Genomic DNA, 19,846 nt, shown 5'->3' with positions numbered 1-19,846 from the left:
ACTTTTGGTCGTGGTGGAAATCAGCCGTCGATAGACAGGGCCGTCTTAGCCGCCTGCGCTAGATCTGCGGCTAATGTGATTACGTGCTCTTGTCGGTCGGCCGTCATGGTTGAAAAGCCGGAGAAACCCGGCCCAGTGGTGCAGGCTAGAAGCGCCTCCAGCTGTTCGAGCTTGGAGAAGCCCTCTTCGAACACATCCAAGTCGATTTCTATAGTCGTCCTCATGCTCACCCCTTCGATGCCTGCTGCCGTGAAACCAAGCGCTTGCACAATGTGACTGCGCTCTTTGGTCGAATTTCAGCACTCCTTAGAGGAAAGGAATGCCACGAACACGGCCTAAACACTCGCACAGTGCGAGTATTTATTCCAGCAGTGTGCTAGTACGCTCCCGCGCATGGGAAGAGTACGCGCCTCGAAAGTTAGAGATTGGGATCAGGTAACTGTCCGCCTGCCGCCGGGCATGCGTGATCTGATAAACGATTTGGCGGCAAAGAGCGGACGCTCAGCGAACGCCGAGATTGTGGCAAGACTGGAACAGTCATTGTCCTCGGACGAGTCCTTGGATCTGGCCGGCCTTCGGGCCGTCATCCGAGAAGAGCTGGCCGCAGCGTTGGCGGCCCATCGCCACGACCTTTAGGTCAGGGCGTTACTCTGGCTGCGATCGCAATGATCGCTACGACTCCGCAGGCCTTCTACTTTGCTGACACCTTCAGAGCCTTCGCGGTTCCGAAGTATCGGAAATAGCAGTTGTAGCCAAGATTGCCAGGCTGGCGAACGATCGATATATCGCTGATCGCGTTGGCGCCCTTCGCAAAGGCATTAATCAGTAGATCAGAACGGACCGTGTCTTCGGTGGGTTTTGGCTCGTACAGATTGGCGTGGCACCGGATGGCGGACACTTCTGCCAATACTTCCGCGCCTGCCGGCGACGTCTCGTAGACCGTGAGGGCCTTGGTTGCTGCCTGGAAGTCGACCACGCTGGCGGGTGCATTCCCTCGCCGCACCGTAGCGTCTTTCTCCTCCGGCGGCACCGTGATGCAGCCGGCGAGCGCGACACCAACCGAAATCGTAACTAGCGAAGAAATCGTTCTTTTCATTTCCCTGGTTTTGGCTATGAACGTACCCATTGTCCCGCTTCGTCGTCCCGGAGCCTGGATCCAACCCAAACGATTTGGCCTAGAACCCGCACAGGAACGCCATTCTCAAGAGGGACGTCGAAGTAGTTCGGATTGAATGATCGCGCCACCCATCGCCCCGTCAACTTGTCTTTGGCTACGGTCTTCACCAACATCTTGCCGTCATAGTTGATTGCGTATACGCCGCCGGAGGCTACGTCCTGCAGCGTCAGGCTCTCGTTCGGGACCACCAGCAGCGCTGCCCCGTCGCGAATGAGTGGCTCCATGCTATCGCCCTTTGCATATACGACCCGGGCTTTCCCGCCCTCTGCGCCTACCGACCGCAGAAAAGAGCGACGAAACTGAATCATTCCAGTTTGGTCTTCGCTGTGGTTCTCGATTCCATCGCCCGCAGCTAAACGCACTTCGGCCAGCTCTGGCACTTCTTCAAACGGCTCGTTTGCGGCATGCGGTTCGCCAGGCCCCGCATTGGCCATCACGCCGATTTGAGTGCTGATTTTGGCTCGACTGTCTCGCTCGAACTGGAAAGTGCTTTTTCCGCCGTCCCAGGGGGCAGGAGGCAGACCGGGGATGCGCATCGGGAATTCGTCGGTCGCCACGTCCATATCTACAAGATCGCCGGCCTTATGCGTTCGCAAGACCTCGCCGAAAGGGCGGCTGGAGACTGGAGGCGTTGGTGCGACCTTTATGCCGTGTTTGAGCTGAGCAATAGCCAGTGCCAACGCGCCCTGCAGCTCGCTCAACTGAGCTGGTGGCAGCGCGTGCACTTCGTCCTCTGAAATGGCGGGGAAGGGCCAAGGGCGCGGTTTGGACGGCGGAGTTGCGACCTGTATCGACTGCGCAACATCAGTCAGGCCGGGCAACGGCTCGGTGTAACCGGTGATTTTGCTGATCTGAACCAGTTGTTCAAAGCTGGGCTCGTGCCGGCCTTTCTCCCAGGCCGACACATTTCCCTTGCCCACGCCAAGTGGGTCGCCCAGCTGTGTCTGGGTGAACCCGGCGTGCTGTCTGGCAGCTTTGATCCAACTCTTTATATCCATGATGGCAGTGTAAAGAAATTCTGTACAAGTCGGGTCTATAAAACCTTGACCTGTGTTGTCTATAAAATGTAGACTCCGGGCATGAACGATAGAACCCATCCTCTCGAAGAGGCGGCAAAGGTCTTCGGATCGGAAGCTGCTTTAGCCCGTGCGCTGAAGGTGAGCCGCGGGGCCCTCAATCAATGGAAAAAGCCGGGGCGTCAGGTTCCGGCCGAGCACTGTCCACGGATTGAGGCTCTGACCGGCGTCAGGTGCGAACGGCTCTGCCCGAGCGTTGATTGGGCCTTTTTGAGAAATCGAGCCGCTTGAGGCGGATCTGCGGGACGACCGTGATGGCCTCAATGCATCGTCGCGCATTCGCGTCCGTCTACCGCCCAGGCGGTGCGGTCTCGCTCCTCGCAAAGTTCTTTGAAGATGTTCAGCACTGCGTTCTCGCTGGCGGTTTCCAGCCGGCGGGTGGCGATCTCTTGCGCTTGGATCAAGAGGCGTTCGGTTTCGGTGATGGCGTCTTTCATTCGTATTACTCGCTGGCGGATAGGAATGTGCATGGTAGGCACCTCCCTGCATGTCTTCCACGAGAATCGCGCCCCTTTTTCGGGAGTCCTTGATGACCAAACACTATGCAGACTCGCACTGGCGCGGTTCGATATACAACGCTCTGCGCGCTGCTCCTGATGGGGTCAGCGGCTTTTGCGCCTGGGCTGCCGAGTTTCGAGACCGCAAGATTTCGCCCAAGACCCTTTACAAGAAGCTGGACGGGTCGGACCCGGCCGAGCGCTTGGCAATTGAAGACGCAGAGCTCATCACTGAGTATCTGCGGCGCCACGTGGTGACGCGCGATCGCGCCACCGGCTGGATCGCCGCCCTCGCCTCGCAATTCGACTTGGCGGCCGTGGAGCTTGACGCCCCGCCGCCTGGCGGGCGCTGGCCCTGCGAGATCACGGCGATCATGGAGAAGGGATTCACGCTTTCCGAGCAAGGCGGGATTCTGTCAGGCATGTTGGCTGGCGCGCTTCGAGATCGTCGAATCACACGGCGGGAGGCTGGCGAAATCGAGGCTCAGGCCTATGCCGAAATTCGCATGCTGCTCCGCCTTGTCCGCAATGTGAGGCGCGCGGGCGAAGAGGGGCTCACCCTCGGCGCGCTTGGAGACGAGGAATGATCCAGCGTCGCACCAGGCGTGGGCGACCGGCCGGAACACTCGGTCCGGTCGCGGCCCAGATACTCGCATTGCTGACTGCCGATCCCTTGACTGCGGGACAGGTGGCTGAAGAGCTGCAGCTTTCCATCATGGTGGCGAAGTACACGTGCAGCCGCTTGGCCGCGGCCGGCGTCATCCGTGTGGTGAGGCATGTGCGGGTCCCGGGCGCGCATAGACCGGTGTCGGTGTACGCCGCAGCTTCTGCTCCGGAGCCAGCTTCCATTGCGCCGTCCTGGTTCGTCTTGCCGGTCGGAGCAGCTGCATGACGCGCGACCTGTTCGGGCATGCGCCCGCCCAAGCGTCCTACCGACGCGCTCGCGAAGCGTCTGACGACCGTCGAGCGCCCGCGCCCGATGCGTGGCAGCGCTCGTCTTCGCCTCAGGCGTTTTTCTTCGGGCAGGGCCGGAGTTTCACGCGCGACGACCTTCTTCGCGTGAGCGGCTTCTTCGAGGCTGAAAAGGCCTATCCCGACCACGAGATCCTGGTTGTCTTCGACACGACCACGTCGAAGCCATTCACCTACCTGATGCAGCTTCCCCGCAACCATCCTTCGCGTCTGAATGCAGATGGCATGCCTGATCCTGCCCGACAGCCGTTTTGGCGTCATGGCGAAATCATTCACCTGCAAAGCGGGAGAGCGCCGCCCTGAGTTCTTACAGGGAGGGGGGAAGAGGCTGAATACGCGGTTACCCCTCCGACACGGCTCCAAACCGAATCCAGGGAGCAGCGTGGGTGCGAAAGGCTAGAGCGCGGAAGGGGTGTCTGTACGGACGCCAACAGTCTGGCCGACCACAGGGGCGTACATCCGCCTGTGGGCCCTGATGCATACGGTCGGCTCCGGTTCGGCAATGCAAACGGTTGAGCGCGGTGGGTAGGGGGAGCTCTGCCCATCGCACCGATCCCACCTATTCAGCAATGTCCTTCAACAGCCAGCAGGTGTCATAGGTAGAGGTGCAACATGAACATACTAAAGCTCGTTCCTACAGAGAATTCCGCGCGATCGCCGCAACAAACTCCAAACTTCCCCGACTTCTGGGCCAAATGGCCACGAAGGGTCGCCAAGCGCGACGCCGAAAAAGCGTGGGCCAAGCTAAAGCCGGAGGAGAAGTCGGCGGCGCTGGAGGCGCTTCCCCGGCATGTCGAGTACTGGAATGCAGCCGGCCGCGAACGTGAGCACATTCCTCATCCCGCGACATGGTTGAACGGCGCGCGTTGGGACGATGAGATTGTGATGCCGCAGCCGAAACCATCGCAGGCGTCGCAGGGCCAGCAGGCGGCGGCGCCAGGATGGATGGCCAGTTGGTCCGGCATGGACGGCATGGCGCGCCAGCTGCGAATCGACACGGCCCGGCTGGGAGAGACCCACCATGCGTACAAGGCGCGCATTTTGCAGGCGATCGACGACCGCGATCGGGCGAGGAAGGTGGGCTGATGGATCGCATTCAATGGGTGCACAAGCGATTCGAGGCCTGGGCGTTGTGGACATTGAGCGGAGGCGGCGGCATGCCCCGGGCATATGATCCGAACCGCGTTGACCAGACGGCAGACGTGCGGGCAGGATGGCGGAACGCAGACCCTGTGTTTGACGCTGGCGCGTTAGAGATGGACCGCGCGATCGCCCAATTGCCTGCCGAGCTTAAGCGCGCCGTCGTTGCCGCCTATCGCTGGGAGGGAGGAGTGCAGGCGATTGCAGAAACACTGGGCTGCACTCGTGCAACCCTGCACAATCGCTTATGTAACGCGGATCGTCGGGTCCGAGATTGGCTTGATGCCAGGAGACTCGGCGCCGAATCACTTAGGATCGGAGCCGATTCACACGGCAGCAATGCAAAGCGGTCCGGCGGATAGAGAATTGAGGGAGTGCCAATGGATTATCGAAAGCTGCTTGACGACGGATACGCGGAGTATGAGCGCGACTGTTGCGGCGATGTGAGCAAGTCGGCGTATCTGTCTCTGTACATTTTTGATTTCACAACCTATGACCTAGACATGGACGAACTGATGGCCAAGAAGGCACTCGAGGTGTGCCGGGTCATCACCGAAAGGAGCAACCGAGAGTACATCGCGGATCCTGAGAATTACAGGTGGTACATCATCATGTGCAACATGCCGTTCTTTTCTCGGCGGCTGGATTGGGGCACTTCGATTCGCGGTGCTTGGTGGTCACCAGAGCAACCAGAGTTCGCAAGTTGCGGGCTATGGGACGGCGACCGGCAAGTGACAGAACCGCTGGTGTTCGATGATGGCGAGTGGGTTCGGTTCATGACTACGCTTCTAGAGTTTTCAGCAGAACCGACTGCACCGGCCGCAGATTCAGCCTGAATCGTTCGACGTGACAGCGGGGGAATTTTTGCAACTTATACATGAGGGGGCATAATCCGGTACATTCCTGCGGAGCCCGCAACCTAAGAGCCCTGAACGCCAGTCGCCAGGGCTCTTTTGTTTGCGCTTCCGGGGCTGTTGTTGCACCCGTAGTCGGGATCGGCTGGCGCCGACATCGCCACTACTCCTCGGCGTGGCCCGCGCCGTAATCCCGACAGGGCAATCACATATGGTTCAAGCCGCTCCAAAGCCGTGCAAGCACGCCGGCTGCTCGGCACTCGTCTATGACGGGTCCGGCTACTGCGATAGGCACCGGCCTGCTGGCTGGACCGAAAAGCGGGGCGGTTCGACAAAGCGAATCACCGGGCGGCGGCTCCAGCGCATGCGCGCCGAGTTGTTCGCGCGTGAGCCCCTCTGCGTGAAGTGCTTGGAGTACGGGCGGGTTCGCCTCGCTACACAGCGCGACCACGTGATCCCGCTGTTCGAAGGCGGAGTGGACGGGCCTGAGAACGAGCAGGGCCTGTGCGATGAATGCCACGACGAGAAGAGCCTGGCGGAACGTCTCCGGGCACGACGTCGATAGGGCCAAGCAGGCGCGTAGCGCCCTCCAGAGGGCCGCTGGCGGGTGTAAGAGGCATGGCCGGTCCGGGAGGCGATGGCCTCCGGGCGGGAGGGGTGGGTCAAAAGTCTAGGGGGGGTCGAAGCGGAAACCGGCCGCCCCGTCTTTTTTTTCACGCACCGGATTTTTCAATAGGGGGGGGGTCAAAAAGGGGCCTCCTCAGAATCATGACGCACCAGCTCAAACCCGTTCCGAATGTCGGTGGCGGAGTTGGGATCGGTGCGTCCACGACACCAGCATTGCCCGCTGAAATTCCGACCGCGCCGATGACGCTTAGTGCAGCGGAGCGTAAGGTCTGGAACCACGTGACGCAGGCGCTCCTCGACGTTGGGCTGATCCACCGCACAGACGCGCTGGTGCTGAGCGTCATCTGTCGCACGTTCACTCGCTGGGTGGCTGCCGAGAAGCAGCTGAGCGACTACGCGGCGGAGCACGGCGGTAACTACATGGTGACGACGCCCAACGGTTACGTTCAGCCGCACCAGATTTTCCACGTCGCGAGCAAGTTGAAGAAGGAGTTGCTCCAGTGGTTGCCCGAGGCCGCGCTCACTATCCCGTCATTTCAAAAGGCGACGTCGGTGGGCGGTGGCGCTGGTCAGGGCTCGCTGTTTGAGGATGACCCCGTGGAGCAGCATCGGCAGCGCAAGATCGCGGCCGGCATGAGGGCGGTATGAGCGCCTCCAAACGGCGCGAACTCGTCAGGTCGTTTGATTGGGACGCGTACGGCCGGGGCGTGATGGCAGGCGATATCGTCGTCTGTCGCTGGATCAAGCTGGCCGTGGAACGGCACTACCGCGACCTGGAGACGGGCGCAGAGCGCGGTCTGTGGTTCTCGGAGGCGCTCGCGCAACATTCCCTCGAATCGTTCCTCTTCCTGCGCCATTCAAAGGGGGAATGGGCTGGCCAGCCTTTCGAGCTTGCACCGTGGCAGCAGTTCTGGGTGGCGCTCGCCTTCGGCTGGATGCGCACCGATGGAACGCGACGGTTCCGCGAGGTGTGGGAGGAAGTCCCGCGCAAGAACGGCAAGTCGACCAAGCTGTCTGGCGTCGGCCTCTACCTGTTCACGTTCGACGGGGAGGGCGGTGCCGAGGTTTACAGCGCGGCGACCAAGATGGACCAGGCCAAGATCACGCACGCTGAGGCAGTGCGGATGGTCCAGGCGTCGCCGACTCTAAAGCGCAGCATCGGGGTGCGCCTCAATGAGCTTTATGACATGCGGCCCGGGCGCGCCGATGTCTTCCTGCCCTTGGGTCGCGATGCCAAGAGCCTGGACGGCTTGAACCCGCACGGGGCGATCCTGGATGAGGTTCACGCGCACCCGACGCGGGAGATCTACGACGTGATCAAGTCGGGCATGGGCGCCCGCCTGCAACCGATGATCTGGCAGATCACCACGGCGGGCTTTGACCTGTCCTCGTTCGGGTACTCGCAGCATCAGTACGCGGAGAAGGTACTCGAAGGGGTGTTGGAGGATGACGAGTTGCTGGCCGTCATCTACACGGTGGACGAGCCGGACAAGTGGGACGATCCCATCGAGTGGGCCAAGGCGAACCCAAATTTGGGCGTGTCGGTCTACGAGCCGCAGCTGCGGGCGGTGGTCGAGCGAGCCAAACGTCAGCCTCAAGAGTTACCGAACGTTCTCACCAAGCGCCTGAACATTTGGGTGCGAGGTGGTTCGCGCTGGATAGGTGCCGAGCCGTGGCGCCAGTGTGGCCGAGAGGGCCTGAGCCTGGACGACTTTGCAGGCGAAGATTGCTGGGCTGGGTTAGACCTGGCCGAGAAGAGTGACATCGCGGCCTTGACCATGGTGGTGAGGCGGCACGGGCAGTACTACGTTTTTCACCGGTTCTATCTCAACGAGGAGCAGGTCAACGCGCCCGAGAACCGACACTTTTTTGGTTGGGCCGAAGCCGGGCACCTGGTTGTGACGCCGGGAAATGCGACGGACTTCGACTTCATCCGCAGCGATCTCAAGGAGTTCGCCCGGAAACTGAACCTCCGAGAGGTGGTCTACGACCCGAAGTTCGCCGCGTACTTCGCGGCAAAGCTGCAGGAGGAAGACGGGCTTCTGATGGTCGAGATGCCGCAGACGTCCGCTCGCTTCACGCTGCCGCTGGTGACGATCGAAAACCTTGTTCTGACGGGCGATCTGATCCACGACGCGAATCCGGTCATGGCCTGGATGGTGAGCAATGTGGTGATGCGGCTCTCGAAGTTCTCCGGACTTAAGCATCCGACCAAGGAAAAGCCCGAGAACAAGATCGACGGGGTCATTTCCATGACTCAGGCAATGAGCCGTGCGCTGAATGAGTCGCCGCAAGGTGACCAGAACGGCTATTTCGATTCTCCTGTCGTCGCATGATGCGGCGGCTCAACGGAAAGAAGATGGATAAAGCTCTCGTCTCGTATTGCGTGTTGACTGTGTTGGCGCTCGGCTTGTCGATCGCTGGGGTGTATGTCTTGGCGGGTAAAGGCTGGGCTTTGATCGGCGCGGGCGTGGGTCTGGCGCTGCTTTCGGAAGTCCTTCGCCGCGGCATGGCGTCCGAGGCGACGGGAGTCAGTGATTCGGCCATGCCGGCCAACCCGATTCCGCAGCCGGGGGTGCGCAGTGAGTGAACGTAGCCTCTTCGGGGTGATCCGCGCAGGCCTGGCGAGCGTTGGCGGTGGCCGCCTTCAGAAGGCGACCTGGGTGCGGCCTGCATCAGTGCCGACCGATGCGGGCGACGGATTTGCCTATAACGCGCCGTGGCAGCTCGTGACTGATTCCGGTAGGCCGATCAGTGAGCGCAGTGCTTTGAGAATCGCTGCGGTGATGGCGTGCGTTCGCATCCTTTCGCAAACCATTGCGACGTTGCCCTTCTCGATCTATCGGCGGATGCCGGGCGGCGCGCGTGAGCCGGCGCCCGAGCATAGGTTGTATGACCTGCTGCACAACCAGCCCAACGCGGATATGTCCGCCGTGGACTTTTGGCAAGTCATGGTTGCCTGGATGCTGCTGCGCGGTGTGGGATATGCCGAGATGGACATGATCGGCGGTCGGCTGGTCGCGCTCGATCCGCTCTATGTTCCGAACGTGAGCTGGAAAGGGAATGGAGCTCAGAGGGTCTATCGGTACACAGACCCCGAGACTTCCAAGGCGCGGGAGATTCCGGCTTCGCGAATGTGGAAGCTGGTTGCATTCACGCTGACCGGGCGCGAGGGCATATCACCGATCGCCTACGGCGCGAGCGTGTTCGGAAACGCGAGCGCAGCAGACCATGCGGCTTCGTCGCTGTTCGCGAATGGCATGTCGGCCTCGGGGTTCGTGACCACCCAGCCAGGTCAGTGGTTGACGCCGGACCAGCGCGAGAAGATGCGCGGGCACCTTGACGAGTTCTCCTACTCCGCCGCGAACGCGCGAAAGAGCTTCATTCTCGAAGGGGGCATGGGTTATCAGGCGCTGTCGATGAACGCCGTCGACGCGCAGATGCTGCAAAGCCGCCAGTTCAGTATCGAAGAAATCTGCCGTTGGTTCGGTGTGCCGCCGACGCTGGTCGGGCATGGCGAGAAGGCTTCCAACTGGGGCACGGGACTGGAACAGCAAAACATCGCCTTCCTGACGTACAGCCTGACGCCTTGGTTGCGCAGGATTGAGCAGTCCGTTCGCCGCGCCTTGATCCCTTCGAACGAGAAGCTCACCTATTTCGGTGAGTTCAACGTGGCAGGCCTGCTGCGCGCGGATATGAAGAGTCGCTACGAGAGCTTCTCTGTTGGCGTGAACAACGGGATCTTGACGCGCGATGATGTGCGCCGGGCGGAGAACATGGCGCCGATGGGCGGGAATGCGGAAGTGCTGACCGTCCAATCTGCCATGGCCCCGCTTGACTCGCTGGGGGCCACAGCCGAAACGAAAGGGACCTCGTCTGCCGACGCCGACGCTTCCTCGACCGGGAAAGAAGCTTCGCTAACCAGCGATCAGTTGAGCGCGCTTCAAAGTTTGCTGTCGGCGGGAGCGCGGGGTCAGATCCCTATCGAAACGGTGCGCGCGGCGATCGCCGCTGCGTTCCCGCTCCTCACCGCTGAGGAAATCTCGGCAATGACCTCGCCGCTCGTTGGGTTCGAGCTGGCGCCGGAGGGTAACCAATGAATCGAAAGTCCGCGGCCATCAAGCATCGGCAAATGGCGTTTAAGACGACCGACGTCAACGAGGACGGATCCTTCACCGGCTATGGCTCGGTGTTCGGCACAGTAGACAGCTATCGCGAAATCGTGGCGCCTGGCGCTTTCCTAGATAGCCTGCAGGCGATCAAGGCCTCGGGCGATCCGCTGCCGGCGCTGTGGCAGCACCGGAGCGATTCTCCCATTGGTGGCTACGACCTGCTCGAGGAAGACGAGCGCGGTCTGAAGGTGGGAGGCTGGCTCATGCACGACGTCATTCCGCTGGCGCGCGAAGCGCTGGCGCTCATGAAGCGACGCGTCGTCAAGGGGCTATCCATCGGCTACTACGTCGAGGAGTCCAACTTCAACGAGAAGACCGGAATCCGGACGCTGACGAAACTTGACCTGCAAGAGATCAGCATCGTCACGTTCCCGGCGAATCCCGACGCGCAGGTTGACGCGGTGAAGCGAAAGCTCGCCGAGGGCAGCTTGCCGACCATTCGTGAATTTGAAGAGATCCTTCGGGAGAAGGGTTTCTCGCGATCTCAGGCGGAGCGAATCTCCGTAACTGGGTACAAAAGCCTTCTGGATCCGGGGGAGCCGGGCCGATTGGCATTCGACACCGATCCCGTTCGCGCAGCGCTCAACATCCTGCGCGACACCCTTTGAAAAGGACCATCATGCACGCAAAGTTGCACACCAAAGAGTACGGCCGGAAGGACTCGGGCCGCGATCAGCAGCAGCAAGCCGAGGCCGACCTGGCTGCGCTGACCCGCGAGTTCAAAGCCAAGACCGACGAGGTCAAAGAACTGGGCCGCCAGATTCTCTCCCAGAAGGAAGCCGGCGAGCAGTCGACGACCGAGCTGAAGGGCAAAGTCGACGAAGCGCTCCAGAAGCAGGGCGAACTCGGCCAACAGATGCGAGACCTCGAGCAGGCGATCTCGCAGGGACTGAAGTCCATGGGCCGCGGCGAGGACGAAACTCTCGGCAGCGCCATCGACAAGTTCCTCGAGGAGAACCCGGATGCGAAGGACCTGCTGGTCAATCCGGTGCGCGGCAAGTCCGTCCTCATTCCGATGAGCCGCAAGGCGCTGCTGAGCGGCAGCCCCACCGGCGGTGCACTCATCTATCCTGGTGAGGCGCGCCCCATGGTGGCGCCGCTCGTACAACGCCTGACGGTGCGTGGCCTGCTGATGCCCGGACGCACCAGCAAGCCGGTCGTGTTCTACCCGCGCGAGACCGGCTACACCGGCGGACCCGAGCCCGTCTCCGAAGGCACGCTGAAGCCGGAGTTCAACCTCGAAGTCGAGATGGTGACCGAGACCGTCAAGACCATCGCGCACTGGACCGATATCTCGCTCCAGATGCTCGACGATGTCGATTACATCCGCTCGTACATCGAGGGCCGCATGCTCTATCAGCTCGCGCTCGTCGAAGAGAATCAGCTTCTGAACGGCTCGGGTGTCGGCAACAACCTGCATGGTCTGTACACGACGGCTACCGCGTACAGCCGCCCAGCCGGCGTTTCGGTGCAGAACGAGCAGCAAATCGACCGGCTGCGTCTCATGATGCTTCAGGTGGAACTCGCCGACGCCTTCGCCACTGGCATCGTGCTTCACCCGACCGACTGGGCGACGATCGAGTTGCTGAAGGATGGCCAGCGCGGTTACCTGTTCACGAACCCGCAGATGACCACGACGGGTCGTCTATGGGGTCGGGATGTGGTGTCGACGAAGTCGATGTCCCAAGGCGATGCCTTGACCGGCGATTTCGCCGCCCATGCGCAGATCCTGGATCGTCAGGATGCCAACGTGGCGATCTCGTTCGAAAACAAGGACAACTTCGTCAAGAACATGGCAACCATCCGGGTGGAAGAGCGCCTCGTGCTGGCGAACTACCGCCCCGAAGCGTTCGTCAAGGGCCCGATCGACAACGTCAGTTGATATGCGGCCGCGGGCATTGGCGAACAGTGCCCGCGGTAGCAGCAAGGAGATGAGATGCGCGTGATCGCGTTACAGAACTTCGACGGCTACCGGAAGGGCCAGGAGTTGGAATTGCCAAATTCCTATGCCCGAGCCGTGATCGCCAAAGGCATCGCAAAAGAGGCGCCGGCGCACCTCAACCAGATGCGCGACGGTATGCAGAACAAGGGCCCTTCTCGGACCGCTGGCGCACCGTCGTCTGCATCGCGAGCGGTCCGAGCCTCACAGCAGACGACTGCGCGCTCGTCAGACGATGGCGAGAATCGGGGTCAGGGCGGGCTGTTGTAGTTACGAATACGTCGTTCCGGGCGGCGCCCTGGGCGGATGTCCTGTATGCGATGGATCGGGAATGGTGGATGGTGTACGGCGCCGAAGCGCAGCAGCTGTTCACGGGTGAGAAAGTCGCCCCGCACGGCGGAATTGCCGGCGTAACCCGGTGCCTGGAGCTTCGGGCGGAGCTGAACTCCGGGGCTGGAGCGGTTGCCCTTTCCGCGATGCGAGGCGCCGAGCGCGTGATCCTGCTGGGATATGACGCGCAACTGACGGGCGGCCATGCCCATTGGCACCCGGATCACGGCGATGGGCTTGGAAATGCCGGAAGCGTAGCCAAGTGGCCCGCCCAGTTCGCGGATCTGGCGCGCCGGCTGTGGACCGTTCGCGTGGTGAACGCGAGCCGGGCGACTGCGCTGGAGTGCTTCCCGCGGCAGGGGCTGAACCAGGCCCTCGCGGAGAGTGAGGTCAGCAAGCCGCCGTTGCTCGTCAACGGCATGCACGGCCTGGGCGATAACTTGCACCAGCGCGCCATCGTCCGAGAGCTGCTCAATACCTGGGACGTCTGGCTCGAAACACCGTGGCCTTGCTTGTATCACGACTTGGACGGTCTCAAGTTAGTCGGCAAGGGGTCGCGCCTGCGCACGCAGGCGAAGAATGCGCAGCGTGAGGCTTCGCGGTACAGCGTTGCGCCGGTGCCTGCTGGTGCCAGATCCTTGGAAGTCAGGTATCCGCCGGATGCGGTCCGCAAGTGTGGGTCGGTTCTCGCGGCAATGGCGGCGCAGTGCTCCGTTGAGCCGGGCGACTTCCGGCTTCCGGTGAAGCGCGAATGGATCGAACGCGCCGAGGCGCTGGTGAGAAGGTGGGGGCCTGATCGCCCCATTCTGATCGTTCGGCCTCTGGTCGAGCGCAAAGAATGGGGCGGGTGCCGCAATCGGAACCCGGACGCCAGCGTTTACCGGGAGCTGTTCGAAGCCATCCGCGATCGCTTCTTTGTGGTGAGCCTGGCAGACCTGGAACCGGGCAAAGAGTGGTTGTCTGGGGAAGCGTTGCCGGCGGATGTTTCGCTACACGCCGGCGAGCTGGACGTCGAGGTTATGGCGGGGTTGTTCTCCCTGGCCGCGGCGGTCTATACCGCGCCGGGCTTTGCCGTGATTCTGGCCCAGGCGGTGGGCGTTCCCGTGGTTTCGATCTTCGGGGGATATGAGTCCTCGGCCTCGTTTTCGGCGGGGGCCGCGTTCTCTCCATATCTCGGCCTGGACCCTGTCCGGCCATGCCAATGTTTTAGCCACGTCCACAACTGCGATAAGCGGATGGACTTGGCGGCTGCGCACAAGCGCATGAGGGAGTTTCTGGATGAACACTGCAAGACTTCGGCCGTCCGAGAGGATCTCGCCGCGGCAGTATGACGTGGCGGGTTTGCCGCCTGAGTACTTCAACCCCGGCGAACTGGCCGTGTTGCTCCATCTGTTCGAATCGGTCTCGCCGCGGGTTGTTATCGAATTCGGGGTCAACGCGGGCCGGACGCCGGCTGCGGTGTTTCGCAACCTGCCGACGGTAAGCCGGTATGTCGGCGTCGACGTCCTGCCCGGGTATCGAACGCTGATGCCAGTCCAGCGCAACGAGGTGCCGAAGCAACCTGGGGGTCTTGTAATGGACGATCCCCGCTTCGAGCTGGTGCTCCGCGAGCGAGGCAGCTTTGACCTGGCGGTCGCAGACTTGCCGAGCGCAGACGCGATTTTCATCGACGCGGATCACTCGCGTGAAGGCGTGATGAACGACTACCGCTTGGCGCGCGCCCTTGTGCGGCCGGGCGGCATCATCGTTTTCCACGACGACAACGGCCGGAGGGAAGTGCAAGTGACCGAAACTTTGAACGAGCTGTGCGCCGCTGGTGCCCAGATCGTCCACGTCCACGACACCTGGATCTCTTATGAGCGTCATTAACCTGGCGATTGCGAAGGCGCTGCTGGACGTCACGCACGACTTTGACGATCTGAAGTTGCAGGTGCTGCTGGATGGCGCGGAAGCTGAGGCGGCGGGTTACATGAACCGTCCCGACTTGCGCGGTCCTTGGCACGAGGAAGGCGACTCCAATAGCCCGCCCAGCTCGGAGCCTGCGGTCCCGGGTGATGTGGTCCTGGGAGTCATGCTCCTGATGCAGGCTGTATATCAGGCGCCGCCCGACGACGTGCCGAAGTTGCGCGCTGCCGCCGAAGTCAAGCTGAGCCCGCGCCGGCTTGCAATGGGGGTTTGAATGTTGGCCTATCGCTTGCGCCATCGTGTTTCCATCGAGGAGCTGATCACGTTCAAGGGGCCCGATGGACGGGTTGAATCCTGGCAGACGCTCGCGCTCGATTCGGACACGGTATTTGACGCTGTCCCGGCCGAGGTGCTCACCGGGCCCGGCCGGGAAGTGATCGCATCGGGTGCTCCGCAGGAAACCGGTGTGGCGCGTGTGGCGATCCGGTGGTTTCCCATATCGGATGAGCGCCTCGGTCGGTGCCGTCTCGTCTGGAATGGCCGTGCATACCGCATTGAATCCGTCGAAACCGACCGAACGGCACGCCAAGAGTGGCGATTCAGGGCAGTGGCAGACAAGGGAAGAGGGGTCTGAATTTTGAAGCAAAACCAGCTCAACCGCATCGAGGCCGCAATCACGGCCCTCCAGCAGCAAATGGACACGCTCACCAAGAATTTCCTCGTGCTGGTCGAGGCGCTGGACGAAGACGGCGAAGGTGAGCCCATTCGGGATCTGGACGGCAACCTCACCGAGGCCCCGTCATCGACAGGGAGCAGCCTTGATGAAGATGGAGATGCAGCTTAAGGGCCTGGACGACGTCCTCGCCACGTTGAAGGCGCTGCCGCCGGAGATCGTGTCAAAAAAGGGTGGGCCGGTGAAGAATGCTCTCCGGCGCGGTGCCCGCCAGTTGCGGGATGCGGCCGAGGCAAACCTTCGGGAGGTCATTGCGCGCGACGGTGGCCAGTCCACGGGGCTGCTTGAAAAGAACCTGATCGCGTCGCGCGGCAAGCCCCCCTCGAGCGGAAAAGGCGAACGGTACCTGGTGAGGGTGAAGCGCAAAGCGTATCCAGGCCGCAACCCGGAGCGAGACGGCAAGGTGCCCACCGTGCGAAAGAGCGCGCAGCTCCTTGAGTGGGGCTCGAGCCAGCAGCAAGCCACACCATGGTTGCGTCCGGCAGTCTCCCAGCACGGGGCGGCGGTCATCGAGACTATCAGGACTGACTTGCTGAAGCGGATCGAGAGCACGGTGAAACGTATTGCGAAGAATGGTGGAGGGCGCTGATGTTCGCTCCTGTTGAAGAGGTGTTGTCGACGCCTTCGGTTCTGGCCATTGTTGGCCCGTCCGGAATATGGGGTAGCGGCATCGCCCCGGCCAACCAGCCGGCGCCCTACGTAGTCTGGCAGACCGTGGCCGACGATCCGTATGTGCAGCTCTCGGGCGCGCCGGAAGACGATCTAGACGAGGTGCAGATCGACGTTTATACGGCGGTCGAGGCGCAGTCCAAAGAGCTGGCACGCGCAGTCCGCGCAGCCTTGGATGCCGCGGGCGTGGTGAACGCCGTGATGTTCGCGGCGCGAGAACAGGACACCAAGCTCTTCCGCATCAGTTTTCGCGCTGATTTCATCCACAGCCGGCATTAGCCGGTATCAAGTACCCGAAAGCCCGCACATGCGGGCTTTTTTTTTTGGAGCTATCCATGGGAATCAAAAGCCAAGGCACGCACCTTTTCCTGCGTATCCCGAATTCGAGCGGCCAGACTGCGCTCAAGATGAAGTGCCCGACCGGCATCCAAGGTCTGGGTGGCCCGCGGGATCAAATCGACTCCACGTGCCTGGACGACATCGACGATCGCCAGTACGTGGCTGGCCTGGGCAACCCTGGCCAGGTGACCGTCCCGTTCAATTACGACCCCCAGCACGCCAGTCATCAACTCCTGTTCGATCTGAAGGACGCGGGCACGACGGAGCAGTGGCTCATGGGCCTGTCCGACGGCACGTCTGCTCCCTCCTTCAATTCGAACGGCGACTTTCTGCCCATGACCACCCGGTCCGGTTTCGTGTTCGACGCTTATGTGGCAGACGTCAACATTGACGTGGCCAACAACGACATCGTCAAGGGAACCATGATCTTGCAGCGTTCCGGCAAGGTCCGTCCTTTCTACAAGGCGGCGTGAACATGAGCGATATGGATGAAGACCTGTTCGTGTCGCCCGAGGTGATCCGCCGGCCGGTGAAGTTGGGCGACGGCAAGGAGCGCGAGTTCCATTTCCGGCGGTACTCGGGCGCCGTCTACTCCGCGCATCTCGCCGCCGCGGCGTCCCGCAACCCCGACGTGCGGGAAACCGCCATACCGCACTTGGTCGCGGCGAGCCTGTGCGACGAAGACGGCGATCCTGTCCTCACGGTGGCCAGCGCCTGCCGGCTGAAGCCGGTCGTGCTTGCCGCCTTCTACGGGGTCGTCAGGGATCTGAACGAGCCGCGCTCGGAGGAAGCCGAAAAAAAAGCCTGACGGTCGGCCAGGACGAGTGGTTCTGGCACGTTCTCGCTCTCGCGCTGGGCGGTCGGACCGTGCTTGAACTTAAGGACGCCATGACGCAAATGGAGTTCGATCGGTGGCGGCACTTCTATGTGCAGCAGCCGTTCGACGATTTGCACCGCTTCCACCGGCCGGCAGCGCTGGTGGCAGCGGAGATGAGCGGCGATCTTAGGGCTGGGTTAGATTTTCTGACCCGACCGATTCAGACCGCAGAAGATGACGCCGATGAGGCAACCCTGAAGGCGTTCGGCCTTGGCAAACTGAAGGAATCCTGACATGGCAACAGCCGGCAGCATCGTCGTCGACCTGCTGATGCGGACCGGGTCGTTCGAGACCGACACGGACCGGGCGACGAAAAAGGCGCAGAAGCAGTTCAAGGACATGGAGCGCCAGGCCAAGGAGACCGCAGACGCGATTTCCCGGAGCATTGGTGGGGTCCTGAGCGGCGCACTATTTGGTGTAGGCCTGGGCAGCATCTTCTCCAAGTTCATCACCGAGACGCGCAACTCGCAGGACGAGCAGGCGCAACTTGCCGCCGTGCTGCGCTCCACGGGTGAGGCCGCGGGGTGGACCCAGACCCAACTGAATCAGATGGCCGGGTCCCTTGCTGGAGTATTCAGCGAAGGTGACATCAATCGCGCGCAGACGCGTTTGCTTTCATACACGGGGGTTGTCGGCGAAGAGTTCCCCCGCGCTCTGCAGGCCGCGATCGACATGGCCGCTCGGATGGGCGTCGAGGTGGAACAGGCAGCCGAAACGGTCGGGCGCGCCCTGGACGTTCCCAGCCAGGGGCTAAGTTCGCTGTCGAAGCAGGGATTCCGGTTTACGGATGACCAGAAGAAGCTGGTCGAGCAGCTTGAAAAGGCCGGAAAGGTGGCGGAGGCACAGGCAATCGTGCTGAGCGCCTTGGAGTCGTCGTACGGCGGGGCGGCGGATGCCGCGCGAGATACATTGGGTGGCGCGCTTAAGGCGCTGCAAAACCAGATTGACGACCTGATGACTGGCGACGACGGGAGTGTCAATGGCCTCACGGCGAGCATCAACGACCTGACGGCCGTACTCGGATCTCCGGAAACCCAGCAGGCGTTCGCCACCTTTGTCGGTTGGCTCGCGGATGTTTCGCGGTCCCTGGTGACCTTGATCGGTGACTTCGCATCGGGGATGAGCGCGGCCGGCAGCTTTACCGACGCGCTCGCGACCTATGGGCTGATGAATCCGTTTAACAGCCATGCGGAGAACGCCGCCAAGTATCGGAAGGAGCTGGAGGAGCTGGACGCGTTTGAGAAGCGCGTGCTGGCCGGCCAAGAGCAGAACCAGGGAGTCGATATCGCCGCGAAGCGGCTGCAGCTCCAGAACCGCATCGCGTTTTCGGACCGGAAGGCGAATGCGCAGGAAAGGGACGTGTTCGCGGCCTACCAGGGCGTCGGAGAGACGGGGCGCGATATCCAGATGCTTCCGGCTCTCACGGTGGCCGGGAGGCCGCCAGGCGGGTCAGGTGCCAAGAAAAAGGTCGATCAGGGACAGAAACTGATTGACCAGTTGAATCAGCGTATCGCGCTGATTGGGAAGGAGACCGAATACGAAAGGCTCCTAGCTGAGATTAGCGTCGGATCCATTAAGTTTCGCACAGAGGCACAACAGAAAGAGGCGCTTGAGGCTGCAAAGGCTTTCGACACTAAATCGAAGGTTTTCGAGGCCAGCAAAAGGCAAGCGGAAGATTACGCGAAGGTTATGGATGATCTTTATCCGGAACGGGAAAAAACTAACGGGTACCTCGCCCAATTATCTACCCTCAGCCAGGCCTACTTCGACGGGACGCTTAATGCGGAGACGTACTCGGATGCCGTAAAGCAACTAGAGAAAAATTTCAGCGACAGTACCGACGAGATGGGGGAGTTCGCCAAGGAAGCCGCCCGAGGAATTCAGAACTCGCTTGGGGACGGCCTGTACCAGATCATGCAGGGGAATTTTAAGAACATCGGCTCCGCCTTCCTCCAGATGTTGCAGAAGATGGCCGCTGATGCTCTAGCTGCCCAGATAGCTAAGAAGCTGTTTGGCGACTTTGATAAGTCCGGAAACATAGGCGGTTTGTTTGGTGCGCTTTTTCAGGGATTCGGCGGGGGCTCTGGACCAACTGCTGGTCAGTTGGCGGGTGCGACACAAGGAGTAAATGCGGGTCTTCCTCTTGCATTTGATGAAGGCGGCTTTACCGGACCGGGTGGGAAGTTCGATGTGGCCGGCGTCGTTCACCGCGGCGAATACGTCATCAATGCGGCGTCCACGAAGCGGCTCGGACGAGGCTTCCTGGACAGGTTGAACGGATACGCTGAGGGTGGTTTCGTGGGAGCGCGGTCGGCGCCGGCGCTGTCGGGGATGGTCGCCGGCGGGATGACGCTGAACATTGAGACGCGGGGCGTGGACATTGAGGTGGTGGAGTCGCGGCGGAACGAGATGTTCTTGATCGCGCGCCAAGTCGTGGCATCCGACGCCCCGTCCGTTATGCAACGAGAAATCGCGAATCCCAGCAGTCGATCGTCGCGCCAATTGGCGCGCAGTACGACGGCTGAGCGTCGAAGGTAGA

29 protein-coding genes are annotated in these 19,846 nt (G+C 61.6%); 25 read left to right on the top strand and 4 right to left on the bottom strand.

All coding sequences use genetic code 11. The annotated features are described in order from the left end of the window. Positions 1 to 20: 20 nt before the first annotated feature. On the bottom strand, positions 21 to 224 hold the full coding sequence (locus B2W22_RS17030; RefSeq protein WP_286938929.1) for a hypothetical protein: 204 nt from the start codon (positions 222 to 224) through the stop codon (positions 21 to 23). Positions 225 to 393: 169 nt separating this feature from the next. Here B2W22_RS17030 and B2W22_RS28550 point away from each other — a divergent pair, with 169 nt between their 5' ends. Then, positions 394 to 636 carry an Arc family DNA-binding protein gene (locus B2W22_RS28550; protein WP_414631975.1) on the top strand — a complete coding sequence of 81 codons (243 nt, stop codon included), beginning with the start codon at positions 394 to 396 and terminating at the stop codon, positions 634 to 636. 55 nt (positions 637 to 691) lie between these two features. On the opposite strand, the gene B2W22_RS17025 is transcribed toward B2W22_RS28550, so the two are convergent. Continuing rightward, positions 692 to 1,126: a hypothetical protein gene (locus tag B2W22_RS17025; RefSeq protein WP_286938928.1), complete on the bottom strand. Its 435-nt coding sequence runs from the start codon at positions 1,124 to 1,126 to the stop codon at positions 692 to 694. Next, positions 1,111 to 2,175 (bottom strand): LexA family transcriptional regulator, encoded by a 1,065-nt coding sequence (locus B2W22_RS17020; protein ID WP_286938927.1) that lies wholly within the window; start codon positions 2,173 to 2,175, stop codon positions 1,111 to 1,113. The genes B2W22_RS17025 and B2W22_RS17020 overlap by 16 nt, the downstream gene beginning before the upstream one ends. A gap of 81 nt (positions 2,176 to 2,256) precedes the next feature. On the opposite strand from B2W22_RS17020, the gene B2W22_RS17015 reads away from it, so the two are divergent. Further along, positions 2,257 to 2,484 carry a transcriptional regulator gene (locus B2W22_RS17015; protein WP_286938926.1) on the top strand — a complete coding sequence of 76 codons (228 nt, stop codon included), beginning with the start codon at positions 2,257 to 2,259 and terminating at the stop codon, positions 2,482 to 2,484. 29 nt (positions 2,485 to 2,513) lie between these two features. On the opposite strand, the gene B2W22_RS17010 is transcribed toward B2W22_RS17015, so the two are convergent. Then, a complete protein-coding gene (locus tag B2W22_RS17010) occupies positions 2,514 to 2,690 on the bottom strand; it encodes a hypothetical protein (RefSeq protein ID WP_286938924.1) in 177 nt (58 codons plus the stop codon). A 92-nt stretch (positions 2,691 to 2,782) separates the two neighbouring features. On the opposite strand from B2W22_RS17010, the gene B2W22_RS17005 reads away from it, so the two are divergent. From B2W22_RS17005 to B2W22_RS16895, 23 genes are all read left to right on the top strand, one after another. Beyond that, the gene (locus tag B2W22_RS17005; RefSeq protein ID WP_286938923.1) at positions 2,783 to 3,337 is read left to right on the top strand and encodes a phage regulatory CII family protein; all 555 of its coding nucleotides are present in this window, start codon (positions 2,783 to 2,785) and stop codon (positions 3,335 to 3,337) included. Positions 3,338 to 3,638: 301 nt separating this feature from the next. Next, positions 3,639 to 4,025 carry a hypothetical protein gene (locus B2W22_RS17000; RefSeq protein ID WP_286938922.1) on the top strand — a complete coding sequence of 129 codons (387 nt, stop codon included), beginning with the start codon at positions 3,639 to 3,641 and terminating at the stop codon, positions 4,023 to 4,025. A 309-nt stretch (positions 4,026 to 4,334) separates the two neighbouring features. After that, complete coding sequence (locus tag B2W22_RS16995) at positions 4,335 to 4,808, top strand: hypothetical protein (RefSeq protein WP_286938919.1); 474 nt, start codon at positions 4,335 to 4,337, stop codon at positions 4,806 to 4,808. 434 nt (positions 4,809 to 5,242) lie between these two features. Beyond that, positions 5,243 to 5,698: a hypothetical protein gene (locus B2W22_RS16990; protein ID WP_286938918.1), complete on the top strand. Its 456-nt coding sequence runs from the start codon at positions 5,243 to 5,245 to the stop codon at positions 5,696 to 5,698. A 229-nt stretch (positions 5,699 to 5,927) separates the two neighbouring features. Then, positions 5,928 to 6,281 (top strand): HNH endonuclease signature motif containing protein, encoded by a 354-nt coding sequence (locus B2W22_RS28450; protein WP_349679461.1) that lies wholly within the window; start codon positions 5,928 to 5,930, stop codon positions 6,279 to 6,281. A gap of 203 nt (positions 6,282 to 6,484) precedes the next feature. Further along, on the top strand, positions 6,485 to 6,991 hold the full coding sequence (locus tag B2W22_RS16980; protein WP_286938915.1) for a P27 family phage terminase small subunit: 507 nt from the start codon (positions 6,485 to 6,487) through the stop codon (positions 6,989 to 6,991). Further along, a complete protein-coding gene (locus B2W22_RS16975; RefSeq protein WP_286938913.1) occupies positions 6,988 to 8,679 on the top strand; it encodes a terminase large subunit in 1,692 nt (563 codons plus the stop codon). Before B2W22_RS16980 ends, B2W22_RS16975 begins: the two co-directional genes overlap by 4 nt. 23 nt (positions 8,680 to 8,702) lie before the next feature. After that, the gene (locus B2W22_RS16970) at positions 8,703 to 8,933 is read left to right on the top strand and encodes a hypothetical protein (protein ID WP_286938911.1); all 231 of its coding nucleotides are present in this window, start codon (positions 8,703 to 8,705) and stop codon (positions 8,931 to 8,933) included. Then, positions 8,926 to 10,443: a phage portal protein gene (locus B2W22_RS16965; protein WP_286938909.1), complete on the top strand. Its 1,518-nt coding sequence runs from the start codon at positions 8,926 to 8,928 to the stop codon at positions 10,441 to 10,443. The genes B2W22_RS16970 and B2W22_RS16965 overlap by 8 nt, the downstream gene beginning before the upstream one ends. Further along, the gene (locus B2W22_RS16960; RefSeq protein ID WP_286938907.1) at positions 10,440 to 11,123 is read left to right on the top strand and encodes an HK97 family phage prohead protease; all 684 of its coding nucleotides are present in this window, start codon (positions 10,440 to 10,442) and stop codon (positions 11,121 to 11,123) included. Before B2W22_RS16965 ends, B2W22_RS16960 begins: the two co-directional genes overlap by 4 nt. A gap of 11 nt (positions 11,124 to 11,134) precedes the next feature. Next, a complete protein-coding gene (locus tag B2W22_RS16955; protein WP_286938905.1) occupies positions 11,135 to 12,397 on the top strand; it encodes a phage major capsid protein in 1,263 nt (420 codons plus the stop codon). Between the two features lie 54 nt (positions 12,398 to 12,451). Next, positions 12,452 to 12,724 (top strand): hypothetical protein, encoded by a 273-nt coding sequence (locus B2W22_RS16950; protein WP_286938904.1) that lies wholly within the window; start codon positions 12,452 to 12,454, stop codon positions 12,722 to 12,724. Between the two features lie 68 nt (positions 12,725 to 12,792). After that, positions 12,793 to 14,115: a hypothetical protein gene (locus tag B2W22_RS16945; protein WP_286938902.1), complete on the top strand. Its 1,323-nt coding sequence runs from the start codon at positions 12,793 to 12,795 to the stop codon at positions 14,113 to 14,115. Continuing rightward, positions 14,063 to 14,653, top strand: coding sequence for a class I SAM-dependent methyltransferase (locus B2W22_RS16940; protein WP_286938900.1), 591 nt, complete (start codon positions 14,063 to 14,065; stop codon positions 14,651 to 14,653). The genes B2W22_RS16945 and B2W22_RS16940 overlap by 53 nt, the downstream gene beginning before the upstream one ends. After that, complete coding sequence (locus B2W22_RS16935) at positions 14,640 to 14,963, top strand: head-tail connector protein (protein ID WP_286938898.1); 324 nt, start codon at positions 14,640 to 14,642, stop codon at positions 14,961 to 14,963. The genes B2W22_RS16940 and B2W22_RS16935 overlap by 14 nt, the downstream gene beginning before the upstream one ends. After that, the gene (locus B2W22_RS16930; protein ID WP_286938896.1) at positions 14,964 to 15,323 is read left to right on the top strand and encodes a head-tail adaptor protein; all 360 of its coding nucleotides are present in this window, start codon (positions 14,964 to 14,966) and stop codon (positions 15,321 to 15,323) included. Between the two features lie 3 nt (positions 15,324 to 15,326). Further along, the gene (locus tag B2W22_RS16925; protein WP_286938894.1) at positions 15,327 to 15,533 is read left to right on the top strand and encodes a hypothetical protein; all 207 of its coding nucleotides are present in this window, start codon (positions 15,327 to 15,329) and stop codon (positions 15,531 to 15,533) included. Continuing rightward, positions 15,511 to 16,011 (top strand): HK97-gp10 family putative phage morphogenesis protein, encoded by a 501-nt coding sequence (locus B2W22_RS16920; protein WP_286938892.1) that lies wholly within the window; start codon positions 15,511 to 15,513, stop codon positions 16,009 to 16,011. The genes B2W22_RS16925 and B2W22_RS16920 overlap by 23 nt, the downstream gene beginning before the upstream one ends. Beyond that, on the top strand, positions 16,011 to 16,370 hold the full coding sequence (gene gp17, locus B2W22_RS16915) for a tail completion protein gp17 (RefSeq protein ID WP_286938890.1): 360 nt from the start codon (positions 16,011 to 16,013) through the stop codon (positions 16,368 to 16,370). The genes B2W22_RS16920 and gp17 overlap by 1 nt, the downstream gene beginning before the upstream one ends. Positions 16,371 to 16,426: 56 nt before the next feature. Then, positions 16,427 to 16,903 (top strand): phage tail tube protein, encoded by a 477-nt coding sequence (locus B2W22_RS16910; RefSeq protein WP_286938888.1) that lies wholly within the window; start codon positions 16,427 to 16,429, stop codon positions 16,901 to 16,903. Between the two features lie 2 nt (positions 16,904 to 16,905). Further along, positions 16,906 to 17,238: a hypothetical protein gene (locus B2W22_RS16905; RefSeq protein ID WP_286938887.1), complete on the top strand. Its 333-nt coding sequence runs from the start codon at positions 16,906 to 16,908 to the stop codon at positions 17,236 to 17,238. 59 nt (positions 17,239 to 17,297) lie between these two features. After that, a complete protein-coding gene (locus tag B2W22_RS16900; protein WP_286938885.1) occupies positions 17,298 to 17,540 on the top strand; it encodes a hypothetical protein in 243 nt (80 codons plus the stop codon). Position 17,541: 1 nt separating this feature from the next. Then, positions 17,542 to 19,845 (top strand): phage tail length tape measure family protein, encoded by a 2,304-nt coding sequence (locus tag B2W22_RS16895; RefSeq protein WP_286938883.1) that lies wholly within the window; start codon positions 17,542 to 17,544, stop codon positions 19,843 to 19,845. The last annotated feature ends 1 nt before the right edge of the window (position 19,846 follow it).

It is taken from the genome of Achromobacter sp. UBA4530, assembly GCF_002388205.1.
Lineage (GTDB): Bacteria > Pseudomonadota > Gammaproteobacteria > Burkholderiales > Burkholderiaceae_B > Achromobacter > Achromobacter animicus.
This window is presented reverse-complemented; position numbering and strand designations above follow the sequence as displayed.

Bases quoted from the DNA above. Each gene is read 5' to 3' on its own strand.
- B2W22_RS16975 (WP_286938913.1), top strand. From the start codon at position 6,988: ATGAGCGCCTCCAAACGGCGCGAACTCGTCAGGTCGTTTGATTGGGAC.
- B2W22_RS16935 (WP_286938898.1), top strand. From the start codon at position 14,640: ATGAGCGTCATTAACCTGGCGATTGCGAAGGCGCTGCTGGACGTCACG.
- B2W22_RS16970 (WP_286938911.1), top strand. From the start codon at position 8,703: ATGGATAAAGCTCTCGTCTCGTATTGCGTGTTGACTGTGTTGGCGCTC.
- B2W22_RS16930 (WP_286938896.1), top strand. From the start codon at position 14,964: ATGTTGGCCTATCGCTTGCGCCATCGTGTTTCCATCGAGGAGCTGATC.
- B2W22_RS16980 (WP_286938915.1), top strand. From the start codon at position 6,485: ATGACGCACCAGCTCAAACCCGTTCCGAATGTCGGTGGCGGAGTTGGG.
- B2W22_RS17005 (WP_286938923.1), top strand. From the start codon at position 2,783: ATGACCAAACACTATGCAGACTCGCACTGGCGCGGTTCGATATACAAC.
- B2W22_RS28550 (WP_414631975.1), top strand. From the start codon at position 394: ATGGGAAGAGTACGCGCCTCGAAAGTTAGAGATTGGGATCAGGTAACT.
- B2W22_RS17020 (WP_286938927.1), bottom strand. From the start codon at position 2,175: ATGGATATAAAGAGTTGGATCAAAGCTGCCAGACAGCACGCCGGGTTC.
- gp17 (WP_286938890.1), top strand. From the start codon at position 16,011: ATGTTCGCTCCTGTTGAAGAGGTGTTGTCGACGCCTTCGGTTCTGGCC.
- B2W22_RS16995 (WP_286938919.1), top strand. From the start codon at position 4,335: ATGAACATACTAAAGCTCGTTCCTACAGAGAATTCCGCGCGATCGCCG.
- B2W22_RS16940 (WP_286938900.1), top strand. From the start codon at position 14,063: ATGAACACTGCAAGACTTCGGCCGTCCGAGAGGATCTCGCCGCGGCAG.
- B2W22_RS17030 (WP_286938929.1), bottom strand. From the start codon at position 224: ATGAGGACGACTATAGAAATCGACTTGGATGTGTTCGAAGAGGGCTTC.
- B2W22_RS17000 (WP_286938922.1), top strand. From the start codon at position 3,639: ATGACGCGCGACCTGTTCGGGCATGCGCCCGCCCAAGCGTCCTACCGA.
- B2W22_RS16945 (WP_286938902.1), top strand. From the start codon at position 12,793: ATGGTGTACGGCGCCGAAGCGCAGCAGCTGTTCACGGGTGAGAAAGTC.
- B2W22_RS16905 (WP_286938887.1), top strand. From the start codon at position 16,906: ATGAGCGATATGGATGAAGACCTGTTCGTGTCGCCCGAGGTGATCCGC.
- B2W22_RS17025 (WP_286938928.1), bottom strand. From the start codon at position 1,126: ATGGGTACGTTCATAGCCAAAACCAGGGAAATGAAAAGAACGATTTCT.
- B2W22_RS16920 (WP_286938892.1), top strand. From the start codon at position 15,511: ATGAAGATGGAGATGCAGCTTAAGGGCCTGGACGACGTCCTCGCCACG.
- B2W22_RS17010 (WP_286938924.1), bottom strand. From the start codon at position 2,690: ATGAAAGACGCCATCACCGAAACCGAACGCCTCTTGATCCAAGCGCAA.
- B2W22_RS17015 (WP_286938926.1), top strand. From the start codon at position 2,257: ATGAACGATAGAACCCATCCTCTCGAAGAGGCGGCAAAGGTCTTCGGA.
- B2W22_RS16960 (WP_286938907.1), top strand. From the start codon at position 10,440: ATGAATCGAAAGTCCGCGGCCATCAAGCATCGGCAAATGGCGTTTAAG.
- B2W22_RS16955 (WP_286938905.1), top strand. From the start codon at position 11,135: ATGCACGCAAAGTTGCACACCAAAGAGTACGGCCGGAAGGACTCGGGC.
- B2W22_RS16950 (WP_286938904.1), top strand. From the start codon at position 12,452: ATGCGCGTGATCGCGTTACAGAACTTCGACGGCTACCGGAAGGGCCAG.
- B2W22_RS16990 (WP_286938918.1), top strand. From the start codon at position 5,243: ATGGATTATCGAAAGCTGCTTGACGACGGATACGCGGAGTATGAGCGC.
- B2W22_RS16895 (WP_286938883.1), top strand. From the start codon at position 17,542: ATGGCAACAGCCGGCAGCATCGTCGTCGACCTGCTGATGCGGACCGGG.
- B2W22_RS28450 (WP_349679461.1), top strand. From the start codon at position 5,928: ATGGTTCAAGCCGCTCCAAAGCCGTGCAAGCACGCCGGCTGCTCGGCA.
- B2W22_RS16910 (WP_286938888.1), top strand. From the start codon at position 16,427: ATGGGAATCAAAAGCCAAGGCACGCACCTTTTCCTGCGTATCCCGAAT.